Source organism: Granulicella cerasi, from assembly GCF_025685575.1.
Lineage (GTDB): Bacteria > Acidobacteriota > Terriglobia > Terriglobales > Acidobacteriaceae > Granulicella > Granulicella cerasi.
Map to the genome: position 1 here is coordinate 635,218 of NZ_JAGSYD010000002.1, position 11,962 is coordinate 647,179.

An 11,962-nucleotide genomic window follows, 5' to 3' on the forward strand; every position below is an offset into this window, starting at 1 on the left:
CGTTACAGAGTTGGGTCGACGCGATGCTCCGCGTACGAAGGAATAAGGATGTCGCGACCGATGTAGATGCGCGCGCGTGAGCCTTCCTTGAGCGTGATAACCGGCAGACGATTGAGGAAATGATTCAGTACCTGCTCGCCCTCAGAGGAAGTCTGCTCCGAGATGCCGTTACGAATCTGCGTTGATGGCGTGAAGACACTGCCGTTGTTGCCGATCTGCGCCAGGCCGCCGAGGCCACCGATAGCAGCGGCAGCGCCGAACGCCATCAGGTATCCGTGATCGATCTTCGTGGCCAGGCCTGTCGTCCCAATCTGATCGAGACCGACATACTTGTCGAAGTCGAGCGAAAACCCGTCCGGGCACACAGCGCGATGGAAGGTGACGAACATCTTTCGCTGCTGTGCGTTGCCTACGTTCTGCACCGTGCCGATCAAGCGAGTACCCTGCGGCATGAGCAGTTGCTGATGATCGTGCGAGTAGTAATCGGTGGTCAGCATCACAAGGATGGGGCCGGACAGGCCGCCGTCGATGTGGTTGGTAACGACACCTTCTAGCACCGTTCCCTCGAAGACCCGGTAGAGCTGCCCCTGATAGTTGTCGAAGTTATAGGACGACATCGGATCGGTCTTTGCGGTCTGAGCCACGGTCTGCTCTTTGGACCCCGTATGGCCTGACAAATCCTCTTCGGAACCCTTGTCGCTGGCCTCCGACTTCGCCGCAAGCACTGCGGTGGGCGCAGCTCCCACTCCCTGATGGGAGAAATCAATGGCCACGGTGTCGCTGTTCCGCGCGTCCTGTCGCTGCTTCTCGATAGCCAGCCTCTTCTGTTTCGCCTCAGCCTGAGCTTCAGAGACATTCGAGGTGTGTTGCGGCGCATTTGCGCTGTCGCCATAAATCTGTGATTTCTGCGCAGCCGTCATCGGTGGTGTACCTGCCGACTCCGGACTGGGCACCGCTTGCTCTTGCTGCAACTCCTGCATGGCATCGGCTAGCGCCTTCTTTCGCTGCAACTCTTCTGCGTCATGGCGAGCCTGATTCTGTTGCTGGGCCTGGAAGCTCGATACTTGCTGGGCATTGGGCGTCATTGGGCTTGTGGTCAGCGCACTCTGAGGAGCGGCTTTCTTGCTGCCGCTGACCAGGCTGGAGAGATTCGCTATCCCAATGAGGGCAACGATCACCACAAGGGCAATGACGACGGGCATGGTCTTCCGCAGAGGAGGCTTCGCCTCCGGCTGCTCGGGGACGCTTGCTGAGGGTGTGTTGATCTCTTCCGGCATTACTGCCTCCCTTCAGGTGAGCGGTGAAAGTCAACCTTCTGCTTGCCAATTTCGAGATAACCGCCGTCGATCTGCTTCGGCACGATGTACAGGCCATTCGAGAAATCGAAGTTGATGAGCGAGGGCTTCTTGTCCTTCACCTCATAGAGAGCGGGCGTCTCCTGAAACTGGCCGCGCAGATAGGTGAACTTGTCATCCCGCCAAATCTGCTGAAGTCCAAGCTCCTTACCTTTCTTCTCGTCCCAGGTGAAATCGAAGTGGAGCGAGCCGGGATACTGACTGCGGTACTGTTCTGCTTTCGCCGCTTCTGCCTTCAGTTCGGCGGCCTGAGCCGCTTTGGCTGTAGCAGCTTCCTGCTTTGCTTTATCGAGGTCTGCAGCAGGTACGAAGACGGGAAGCTGGGCGAGGCGATCCTTGGCAGCTTTATCGCCGGGGTCGATGCGGATCTTCGAGTCAAAGTGCGCGTCCGCGTCGTTCGACACTTCCTGAAGCTGAAGGGTGTACTCGTTGCCGTGGTCGGAGACGATATGGATGTCCGTCGATCCGTTCACCACCTTTGGCTTCACGCTCACGAAGCGCGATGCGACATGCCCGCCGTCGAATACCCAGTCCACCGTGTCGCCTGCAAAGACATTCGCAACCTTCTCCTCGGCGGGCAGCACGATCAGTGTGCACTGGAGCAGGCCAGCCCGGATAATGGGCGGCGTCTGGGACTCCGAGACGGACACAGTGCGCGGAGCGGACGGCTGGAGAGGATGGTTCAGCTCAAGCGCCCGCAGCGGCAGCGATGGGAGCATGATTCCGGCGGCAACAAAGAGAGGGATGAGTGGTTTCACGGCTTCAGTCCTTTCGAGTGCTGGGTTATGCGGTCTCACCTTCGGCAAAGCGGGCGATGCCTTCGGCGAGACCGTACTTGGCGATGAGTTGAGACCGGCGAACGCGGTCCTTTGGCTTAGTGGAGAAGGTGGCGTAACTACGCTTGTCGAGATTGAGGCGGATGACCTTGGTCAATCCATCGCGCCTCATGTAGAGACCTTCGCGATCCTGCAAGCTCTCGAAGAGAGTGAGTTGTTGTTCGTTCATCTTGAACAGCTCGGCATACCTCTTCCGGTTGAAGGTGGCATCCTTCAGGAAGAGGAACGAAGTGCAAGAGTTCACGATGGAATCGGCATTTGCTCCGAGGTCTTCGGCTGATTGGCCGATCATCGTGACGCCACCAAGGTTCTTGCGGACGGTCTTGATGGAGGCCAATGCCGCGTCAAGCAGTTGCTTGTTCTTCATCGAAGAGAAGATCTCTTCGATCAGGATGTGTTTCGGCACCCCGAGATTGGCGGGGTTGTAGAGCACATCATTGATGCGTCGCAACAACCAGACCATCAGCGGCTCGATCAGGTCAGCATATTGCTGGTTGTTCACGCCCTGGAAGTCGAAGCACTGGATACGCGAGAGCGAAAGGCTGTCGTCGATGTTGTCGAAGATCGCGCTGTAGACGCCCTTGCCAACCCACTTGGACAGGTAGCGGTCGAGCTTCTTTGGCAGAAATAGATTCGAGAGACGACGATTGCTGGCATCGAGCAGATATATATCCTGCACGGCCTTATGGATCACGTCGTCGTCTTCCGGCTCAAGTTCCGCACCGCTATTCGAGAGGAGCAGCTTGATGAAGCTGTAGAGGAACTGGATGTTGCTCTCGGTCGGCTCCAGGCAAAACGGATTGACGCGCGGACCATCTTTCCCAATGCGATCAACCCTGCCGCCGTACAGCTCGACGACGCTTTCGTAGCTTCCACCAATGTCGAAGATGTAGGTGAAGCCCGCATACTTCTGCTCATGTGCGATGGCCATATTGCCATGTACCGATTTGCCACTGCCCGTAGGCCCGAGGATCAGTTGCACACGGACGCCATCAACATACGCATCCTGAAAGAACGGCGTCCCTGTGCGTGTCTCGAAGATGTTGAGGTACTCGTTGTCGAGGTCTTCGGAATACGGATGACCAAGATGAGGAGCAAAAACGGAGGCCAGCCGCGCGTTGTGATCTTCCGCGAGCCACAGAGGAAAGACGTTGAACTTCCCATTGCCGGGGAACATCGCATAGAAGGCGGAGAGATTGCCAAGCGTCTCTTCCATTACCTGAGCACGCGATTCCACGAAGACGCGGTGAACCATAGGAGCGATGCCGACCAGTTCCATCCGGCTGCGAGATGCGATCAGTAGCCGGAGCGAAAACTCGCCCTGTGCCTTCTTATCGAGCGAGCGAATGACATCGCCAAGGTCATCGACCTGATTATTCGCGGCTCGTGCGCCCGCGCCTTTATCAAGTGAGGCAGTGTCGCGCCCGCTCATGACGCGGGTCAGCACGCCGACTTTGAAGAACTCGATGAACTTTTCCTGCCGGTCGATCTCTCCACGCGCTGCTGTCGTGGATTTCGGCCTCCATGTCGTACAGAGGATACTGTCGCAATCGAGCTTAGCGAGATCAGAGAAGAGGCATGGGCGCGATGCTTCCGGCGTCATCTTCAAAGAGAACATCTGCACGAATCGCTTGCCGACGCGAAGATGGTCGCTCTCCCAATGAACGGGGCTTTTCACGATCTGGCGATCTACGCCGTCATTAGAGCGGAGACGATCCTGCTCGGCCCAGTCTTCAAGGTTGAACAGATAGCTGAAGAACTTAAACGCTTCTTCTTTGCCGAGAACCTTCAAGCCAAGCAGGCTGCCGAGGTTCCCGGCGAGCAATGTAGCTGTCTTCTCCAAGTCAGCCAACATGCGCGATGTGGCGAACTCATTCTCGTGTGGATGCTTCTTGAAGGCCTCTGCCTTCTCCGGCTCGACGGTCAGGCACCAGTGAATGTCCATTCGTCGAAAGGCAGCTTCCTTTTCAAGGAAGCGCACACGTTCACTCACGATGACATCCGTCATCAGGTGGGGATAAAGATCGCGCTTTGGCAGGGCGAAGCCCGACCGAATGCGCGAATACTGATACAGGCAAGCGCCTTCCGGCAGACCTCGCAGAGCACCTTCGATCATGCGGAGATGTGAATTGAGTTCCTGATCGGTCAGGCACTCTTCATCCAGGCCGGAGAGACTGAACAAGCACCCGTAGCCTCCGCTCTTGAGAGCAAAGAGGCGATCGCTCACGAAGCGAGCAATCGGCACGATGCTGCAGGCGGCCCCAGCCTTCGCGAACCACGGCACGGATTGGGTCTGCTCACTGTTTGCGCGGGTCATAGTAGCTCTTCTGGTTGAGGCCCAGGCCCCATAGCTGGAACATCTTTGGGTGTTTGCGCACGATGAACCATGCGCCGATTGCGAGTGCTGGAAACGCGAGCATCGCGAGAAAACGAAACCCGACGAGGAAAACCGTCACGCAGACGAATACGATCGCCATCCATGCTGAGAGGTCCAATCCGAGCTTGGCTCGGGGCCGGTTCAGCGCTTGATTGATTGGTGACGGCTCTCCTCGACGAGTCATAGTCGATGTACCTCCTACATCGACTGCCCGGTCAGCGAGCCAATCCAACCAGCTCCCCAACCGAGAACTCCGGCACCAAACAGCGCACCGAAGAGTCCGGGAATCGCATCTTGAAAGCGACCGCTCATCATGCGGATGCCCGCGAAGATCAGGCCGCCAAGACAGATGACCGCACCGGCGTACATCGCGAAGGTTTTGAACGTTCCCATGAGCGTTTGTGCTCCGGAAAAATCCATCGTTCCTTGCGCATGGGCGGCCGAGACGAGACCGAGTGTAAGAAGAATGGGAATCAGCTTGCGAATCACTTCGATCCGAGGCTGAATGCGATGACCTCTCTTGCGAGAAACCAATATTGAATTAGCGGTACTAGAGCTGGACCACATCGGCACCTCCTGACGACTGCAGTCAGTCGCGGTATGCCGTCATCATTGGCGAGGTGCAGGTTAGCCGTCTAATACTTCTTATTTATCGGGTGCATATCGTGCGATAGGTGCGGACTATCGGGATGCATGCAGGAAGAGTTCAACCGCACCTCAGTCGCAATCTGAATTTGCTCATCGAATCAATCGAAGCTGAATCGGGACTTTCGGCTTGGGACTTGAAGTTTCTTCTCTTGCATGGAGGAAGTTAGCAAGTCGCTTTTGCTCTGTAGGACTTGCATTACGCAAGATGCTCTTCTGCAAACGCCGGATAATGATCGGAAGCGTCTTCGGATACTTTTCACGACGGCAAATGATCGCGCTATCGATTGTCCATTCGACATCAATAAGCCTTCTTGTCGTCAGTTCTGGCTCGTGCACTCCGCCCTCACGAACGAGTGCTAAACCATAGTCTTCGAGGACAAGCATCTGCATTTCTATTGGATGTGATCCGCTGGAATACTCTTCAATGCAAACGCCCGACTGCGCAAGGAGTTCGAGCAGTCGGGCATGTGCTTGCGGGTGCCGATCGGGTTCGTAGAAGACACCCAATTTGCCCTGCAAGTCTTTGACCTGAAGGGCAGCATGTTCCGCGAGTGGATTGTCCTTTCGCATGCAGACAACAAGTTTGTCTTTCCGAAGGCGATCGAGACGTAACTCCGGATGCGTGAAAGGAAGAGTGATCAACGCCGCGTCCAGCTTGCCCTCCAAAACTTGTGCGGCAAGGTACACCGTGTCTCCGTGTGCCGAGCGGATTGTACAGTTCGGCAGTAGCTCTTTGTGTAGGGAACATAGCGTTCTGAAAAGCTCTTGATCGACGAGCGGACTGCACCCAAATCGAATGGTCTCGAGTTCTCCTCTATCGATCGCGATCAGAGCCTCAATCGCTTCGTCGCGAGCTTCCAGAACATGTTTCGCAAGCGTTATGAAAGCGAGCCCTGATTCGGTTGGATGAATTCTTCCATCCTTCGCCTTCCTATACAACGTGACGGAAGCATTTTCCTGGAACTGTCTAGCCTGCACGGTGAGGTTTGGCTGCGACGTATGCAGCATCTCCGCAGCGGAGCGAAAGCCTCCGCGCTCAAGAATCTTTAGCAAATACAAGAAGTGACGAAACTCAGCCCAATCGTGCATAGCTCAGCTCACCGTATAGCCAAAGGTGAAGACCGCATATCCCATGCGGCTTCTCATACAGCGTTTGGTTCTATGAATCGCAAGCTGCCCACGGAGTTGTGCTGTGGCCAAATTTACTCCCGAGAGCGGAAAGGGTTGGCAGAAGTGATCGATACCAGGCGCTGCAGTTGTCGCTCAGTGAATCCGTCAGAGATTGGAACGACCTCATCAGCGGTCGCGATAGGTCACACCTATCGGGCCATAAATGGGAAGTATTGGACGGCTCGTTGATCTCGCTCGAAGCTGACTGTGTAGTAGACGAAGAAGATGGATAGCGAAGACAGTGGAAGCAACGATCACTCCTAACAGGTCAGTCTCGACCGCGTCGTACGCGAGATGTGTCGAGATTTATGTCTTGCAGGAAGAAAATCGGAGAGGGACATGAGAACAATGTTGATGGTAGAGACGGAATCAAGGACGCAGAACGAAGAGATCATCTTCCTGCGCCTTCCTCAGGTCAAAGCGGCTACAGGACTGTCGAAGACGAGCATCTACGAAAAAATCAAATGCAATGCCTTTCCGTTGCCCATTCCAATTGGAAAGCGAGCTGTGGGATGGATCGCCTCAGAGATCAAGCAGTGGGCTGCAAATCAAGTACTGGCTGCAAGAGAGGAACGTCGGCACATAGAACTCCGGCAACTACGGCGAGGCCCCGCGAACTCCCGCATCGCCCTCCGCCGCACTGCATGACTCAATGATTTAGCGTTGCGGCGTTTCCTTTTTCCAACTGGGTGTCCAGGTAGTCGGCCCACCATTGCATCATTGCGGTTCGCTGCTTCAAATATTTTGCATGGTTGTATGCCGCCGAGACCTTGTTGCGCTTCATATGCGCCAACTGGAGGTCTACATGCTCTTCGTCAAAGTCATTCTCATTGAGAATCGTTGACGCCAGCCCACGGAAGCCGTGGCCGGTCATGCGCCCTTTGTAGCCGAGTCTGTAGAGCGCGTAGAGCAACGTGTTGTTGCTCATCGGAATCGTCTTGTCATTCGCGCCCGGAAACACGAGGCGGCTTCTGCCGGCGAGGAGTTTCAAAGCCTTGAGGACATCAACAGCCTGGCGCGAGAGCGGAATGATATGAGGTGTCTTCATCTTCATGCGTTCGCGTGGGATCTCCCAACGCGCACGCACGAGATCGATCTCCGTCCAAGGAGTTTCGATGAGTTCGCTCGTTCGCGGGAAGCAATACGCCATTAGCTTCAACCCAAGTCTAGTGAGTGCATCGCCTTCATAGTTGTCCATTTTTACGAGCAACTCAGGAAGGTCAGTCTCATCGACACGAGCGAAGTTCTCTGACTCGACTGCGGCCAAGACATCTCTGGGCTTGAAGTCGCCAGCAGGGTTTCGGGTGGCCAAGTCACGAGCGATGGCAAAGCGGAAGATTTGACCAATAGTTTGGTGTGCTCGCTTTGCAACGTCGCTAGCGCCGCGAGCCTCAATCGCAGTGATGATGTTGCGAACCTGCCCTGGCTGGATATCATCGGCAGATAGATGGCCGATTGCCGGAAAGACATCCGCTTCCAAACGATTCATCACAGTTTCTGCATGTCGCGGAGACTTTCCGATCGCCCACCAATCCCACCAACAACGCGCGATCTTTTCAAAGCTCTTCTCCGACTCGCGCTGCTCATCACGAATCGCCTTCTGTTTGTCCTGAGCTTCAGCCTTTCGCTTCGCCATAGGATCGGAGCCAGAAATAAGAATTCTCCTGGCTTCGAAATGGAGTTCTCGCACGTCTTTCAGCCCGAGTGCGGGATACTCTCCGAAGGCCATCATCTTCTCCTTGCCGTCGAAACAGTAGCGCCAGCGCCAGAGCTTCGCGCCGGTCACGGACACAAGGAGACATAAGCCTCCACCATCGGAGAGCTTGTAAGGCTTTGTCTTCGGTGATGCGTTTTCGATTTGTTTGAGGGTGAGCGGCATGGGGCCTCCAAGCGGGAAAGACGATACCCGTATGACTGCCTTACGATACCCGTATCCGTACCCATAAAAAAGTCCGGCTCTCGCCGGACTCTATCGAACCTTTTCGAACCATCTTTACCGCTAAGTGGTTCATTTATCGCAACCTACGCTAATTCCAAGAGGTTCGGCGAAGTTCGCCAAAGTGCGTAGTTGGTTGCCCCCCAGGGATTCGAACCCCGATCGAGCGAGTCAGAGTCGCTAGTCCTACCATTGAACGAGAGGGCAACACAGGTTGTGACCGGCAGGTTGCAGACTCTTGCGAGCCACGATCAACTGCCTGAAGCAAGTATACAACGCTTCTACTCTTCTCGCAAAACCTCCAGCGGCTTTTGGCCGAGGATGCGAAAACTCGCGGCCCAGCCTGCAATTACTGCAAGTGCAGCCGTCGCGATCCACATCAGCAGCGTAGCTGTGATGTGGAAACTGTAGGCGAAATGCATGGCGTGCACTAGCAGGAGTCGCGCCAGGATATTTGCGAAGACCAGCCCTACGAATCCAGACACCAGCCCGAGCACCGCGAACTCCCACGAGAAAATGCTGGCGATGCGTGCGCGTGTACCGCCGAGCGTTTTCAGCACGACGACCTCCCTCATGCGGCGATAGCGCTTGCCCGCTATGGCGCTCGCAAGAATGATCACGCCGGCGAGGATTGAGAACGCAGCGAGAAACTGGATGACATATGTCACTTGCAGGATGACCTGGCGCACGGTCTCCACGGTCGCCGCGACATCGATGACCGTGACCGTCGGATAGTGCTCGTAGAGCACGCGACGAAGCATCGCAGTTTGTGACGGCTCGCAATGCACGCCGCCGTACCAGATAACGGGCAGGCCGGTGAGCGAGGCCTTTGGCATGATGAAACTGGCGCGCGAGTACGCGTGTCGGCTGTCGGCATCGAAGAAGGCCGCGACTGTTGCTGTGAGTTGATCGTCCTGCGCGGCGAGCGTCAGATGCTGACCGATACTCAGGTGCATTCGCCTGGCCTGTTCGCGCTCTACTGCGATGACAGGATGTCGCGCGGCATCGTTGGCCTGCGCAAGTGTCCACCACTCGCCAGCGGTGATGGTGTCGCCCGGCGGCGGCGCGTCGTCCTGCGGCGCCCAGGTGAGATTCAACGACTGCATCGCACGCTTCGGCATGTGCTCGAAGTGAAGTTGCGCAACGGGCGTGCCATCCACTGCGATGAGCCGCGAGCCGACGACAGGAAGAATCTCAGGCTCGCCTTTGATCGACGGTTGTGACGAGAGCAGCGTGCGTAGACCATCGACTTCGCGTGGGCTGATGTCGAGCAGGAAGAGGTTCGGCAAACGTGCCGAGGTGGAAATCTGCATCTCCTCCACCACCGCGCGTTGTACGAAGTAAACCGCGCCCATCTGCATCACGCCGAGGCCAAGCGCGGCGAGGAGCGCAGCGCTCGGGTTACCGGGGCGATAGAGGTTCGCGAGCCCGTGGCGCAGGCTCGATGGCAAGGACATGCCCGTGCTGCGAAGGAATATGCGCAGCAGCTTGAGCGTCAGCGCCGACATCGCCAGCAGCACCAGCAACACCAGTGCGAGGCCTGCAGCGAAGAAGCCGCCGACCGCCCGAGAATCTGAAACAGCAGCCGCAAGCGCAGCGAGTCCCGCAATGAGCGCCAGGCTTGCGATGATCTGCGCGCCCGAGGAGCGAAGTTTGCTGGTGAGGCGCGCGACGAACGGATCGTCAGAGCCTTCCACGTTGCGGCGAAGGATGAGGATCGGCCGCACACCGCGAATGTCGAGCAGCGGCGGAACGGTGAAGAGCAACGTGGTCAGCAGACCCGCTGCAATGCCCAGCGCGACCGAGCCAGCGTTGATCGTGAAGTGCGGCGTGATGTGCAGCAGCCTGGCAAGGAAGAGGGGAAAAACCGCCTGTACGCCAAGGCCTAAAAGCGCGCCTGCGATGCCACCCGCAAGCCCGAGCAGTAGCGTCTGCACGACGTAGATCTTCATCACCTGCGTGCTGGTCGCGCCCATGGACTTCATGATGGCGATGGACTCCATGCGCTGCTGCAGATGCGCACGCATCGACATCGCGACACCCACCGCACCAAGCACCAGCGCGACGAGACTCATCAACGACAGCAAGCCTGTCGCGCCGTCGAGCGTCTTTGTTACCGCAGGGCTGGCCTCGCGATAATCCTGCACCTGCGCTTCGGGCAACGCCTGCTCAAGCTGCGCGCGCAGCTGTGCGACCTCACTATCACTCGCGACCTTGCCCTGCGTGGGCTTCATGCGGAACAGGTAACGACGCGTTGCGTGAGACTCCGGCGCAAGCAAGCCACTTTGCGCGAGTGCCTGTTGCGAAAGAAGAACGCGTGGCCCTGCGGCGAACATGCCGCTAAGGCGATCGGGCTCCTGCTGCACGGTCGCAGCGATGCGGTAGTTGTGGTTGCCGAGGCGAATGCTGTCGCCGACGTGCAGATGGAGGCGGATCAACAGGTCGTCCGCAACGGCCACGGTGTCTTGCGTGAGCGCGGAGGAAAGTGAAAGGTTCGGCGACAGCTCCACACGACCGTAGAACGGATACTTCGCAGGGTCGACCGCTTTCAATGCAACGAGCAGCGGATCAAACGAAGCGGTGCTCGAGGCCATCGAGAGTAGCTCGGTCACGTCCGTCTGCTCGACGCCGTTGCTCTTCCCTATTGCAGCGAGTGATGCGGACTCGTCCTTCGTCAGCGGCTGTGTGCTGCGCACGGAGATGTCCGCCGCCATGATGGAGCGAGCCTGCAACAGCAACTCGCGGCGAAAGCTGGCCGAGAAGCCGCGCACGCCGGTGAGCGCGCCGACGCCAATGGCGACACTGAGGATGACGAACGCAAACTTCACGCGCGAAGAGCGAATTTCACGCAGAGCGATGCGAGTAGCGGTGGAGAAACGAAGCGCGGCCATCGGTTTACTGCGCCTCTTCGAGGCGATCGTCAGAGACGATGGCGCCATCGCGCAGCACGATCCGTCGCGACGCATGAGACGCCAGGCCGGGGTCATGCGTGACAAGCACGAGCGTCGTACCTTCGGCGCGGTTGAGATCCAGCAAAAGTTGCAACACATGCTGGCCGTTCACGGAGTCAAGGTTGCCGGTCGGTTCGTCAGCGAGCACGATGGGCGGCCGCAGCATGAAGGCTCGTGCCAGCGCGACACGCTGCTGCTCACCGCCGGAAAGCTGGATCGGATAATGCTCCATGCGCGAGGTGAGCCCCACAGAGCCGAGCAACGACTTTGCGCGCTCCACGCCCTCGCGCAACGAGCCGGCATCGTTGTTGAGCTCGTACGGCAGCAGCACGTTCTCCAGCGCGGTTAGCGTGGGGATCAGCTGATAGCTCTGAAAGACAAAGCCGAGGAGCTTGCCGCGCAGTTGCGCGAGGTTGTCTTCGGGCAGGTTCGAGATCGTCGTGCCGTGCAGCGCGACGCTGCCCGAGGTCGGATGATCGAGGCCCGCGAGCAAGCCGAGCAGCGTGGATTTGCCCGAACCGGACGCGCCCATGATCGCGACGAACTCGCCGCGCTCCACGGTGAAGCTGACACCCTTGAGGATTTCAAGCGAGGTGACGCCGCTGCGAAGGCTTTTGCGGAGGTCTTGTACGGCAATCATGGTTTCCTGAGGCAAGTAAATCTCCTTCACCCTGCAATACGGCGCAGCG

The 11,962-nt window shown here is 57.5% G+C and carries 10 protein-coding genes and 1 tRNA gene; 1 reads left to right on the forward strand and 10 read right to left on the reverse strand.

The features are described from left to right. Positions 1 to 2: 2 nt before the first annotated feature. From OHL11_RS08190 to OHL11_RS08215, 6 genes are all read right to left on the reverse strand, one after another. Positions 3 to 1,277: a TrbI/VirB10 family protein gene (locus tag OHL11_RS08190; RefSeq protein WP_263370999.1), complete on the reverse strand. Its 1,275-nt coding sequence runs from the start codon at positions 1,275 to 1,277 to the stop codon at positions 3 to 5. Further along, complete coding sequence (locus OHL11_RS08195) at positions 1,277 to 2,113, reverse strand: TrbG/VirB9 family P-type conjugative transfer protein (RefSeq protein WP_263371000.1); 837 nt, start codon at positions 2,111 to 2,113, stop codon at positions 1,277 to 1,279. The genes OHL11_RS08190 and OHL11_RS08195 overlap by 1 nt, the downstream gene beginning before the upstream one ends. A gap of 25 nt (positions 2,114 to 2,138) precedes the next feature. Next, entirely contained in the window at positions 2,139 to 4,508 is a 2,370-nt protein-coding gene (locus tag OHL11_RS08200; protein WP_263371001.1) for a VirB4 family type IV secretion system protein, read from the reverse strand. Next, entirely contained in the window at positions 4,489 to 4,752 is a 264-nt protein-coding gene (locus OHL11_RS08205; protein ID WP_263371002.1) for a VirB3 family type IV secretion system protein, read from the reverse strand. The genes OHL11_RS08200 and OHL11_RS08205 overlap by 20 nt, the downstream gene beginning before the upstream one ends. A 14-nt stretch (positions 4,753 to 4,766) precedes the next feature. Continuing rightward, positions 4,767 to 5,063 carry a hypothetical protein gene (locus OHL11_RS08210; protein ID WP_390236519.1) on the reverse strand — a complete coding sequence of 99 codons (297 nt, stop codon included), beginning with the start codon at positions 5,061 to 5,063 and terminating at the stop codon, positions 4,767 to 4,769. A 243-nt stretch (positions 5,064 to 5,306) separates the two neighbouring features. Next, entirely contained in the window at positions 5,307 to 6,305 is a 999-nt protein-coding gene (locus tag OHL11_RS08215) for a LysR family transcriptional regulator (protein ID WP_263371004.1), read from the reverse strand. Positions 6,306 to 6,740: 435 nt separating this feature from the next. Between OHL11_RS08215 and OHL11_RS17335 the strand changes: the two genes are divergently transcribed. Then, entirely contained in the window at positions 6,741 to 7,034 is a 294-nt protein-coding gene (locus OHL11_RS17335) for an AlpA family phage regulatory protein (protein WP_396269584.1), read from the forward strand. A 1-nt stretch (position 7,035) separates the two neighbouring features. Here OHL11_RS17335 and OHL11_RS08220 read toward each other — a convergent pair whose 3' ends face one another. The 4 genes from OHL11_RS08220 to OHL11_RS08235 all read right to left on the reverse strand — a co-directional run bounded on the left by OHL11_RS08220 (position 7,036) and on the right by OHL11_RS08235 (position 11,913). Beyond that, a complete protein-coding gene (locus tag OHL11_RS08220; protein ID WP_263371005.1) occupies positions 7,036 to 8,265 on the reverse strand; it encodes a tyrosine-type recombinase/integrase in 1,230 nt (409 codons plus the stop codon). A 190-nt stretch (positions 8,266 to 8,455) separates the two neighbouring features. Then, positions 8,456 to 8,529: transfer RNA gene (locus OHL11_RS08225), tRNA-Gln, on the reverse strand. 74 nt (positions 8,530 to 8,603) lie between these two features. Beyond that, positions 8,604 to 11,213, reverse strand: coding sequence for an ABC transporter permease (locus tag OHL11_RS08230; protein WP_263371006.1), 2,610 nt, complete (start codon positions 11,211 to 11,213; stop codon positions 8,604 to 8,606). 4 nt (positions 11,214 to 11,217) lie between these two features. Beyond that, positions 11,218 to 11,913 carry an ABC transporter ATP-binding protein gene (locus OHL11_RS08235; RefSeq protein ID WP_263371007.1) on the reverse strand — a complete coding sequence of 232 codons (696 nt, stop codon included), beginning with the start codon at positions 11,911 to 11,913 and terminating at the stop codon, positions 11,218 to 11,220. Positions 11,914 to 11,962: the final 49 nt, after the last annotated feature.

Excerpts from the sequence above, each read along its gene's own strand:
- OHL11_RS08190 (WP_263370999.1), bottom strand. The coding sequence starts at position 1,277 with ATGCCGGAAGAGATCAACACACCCTCAGCAAGCGTCCCCGAGCAGCCG.
- OHL11_RS08200 (WP_263371001.1), bottom strand. The coding sequence starts at position 4,508 with ATGACCCGCGCAAACAGTGAGCAGACCCAATCCGTGCCGTGGTTCGCG.
- OHL11_RS08205 (WP_263371002.1), bottom strand. The coding sequence starts at position 4,752 with ATGACTCGTCGAGGAGAGCCGTCACCAATCAATCAAGCGCTGAACCGG.
- OHL11_RS08215 (WP_263371004.1), bottom strand. The coding sequence starts at position 6,305 with ATGCACGATTGGGCTGAGTTTCGTCACTTCTTGTATTTGCTAAAGATT.
- OHL11_RS17335 (WP_396269584.1), top strand. The coding sequence starts at position 6,741 with ATGGTAGAGACGGAATCAAGGACGCAGAACGAAGAGATCATCTTCCTG.
- OHL11_RS08220 (WP_263371005.1), bottom strand. The coding sequence starts at position 8,265 with ATGCCGCTCACCCTCAAACAAATCGAAAACGCATCACCGAAGACAAAG.
- OHL11_RS08230 (WP_263371006.1), bottom strand. The coding sequence starts at position 11,213 with ATGGCCGCGCTTCGTTTCTCCACCGCTACTCGCATCGCTCTGCGTGAA.
- OHL11_RS08235 (WP_263371007.1), bottom strand. The coding sequence starts at position 11,913 with ATGATTGCCGTACAAGACCTCCGCAAAAGCCTTCGCAGCGGCGTCACC.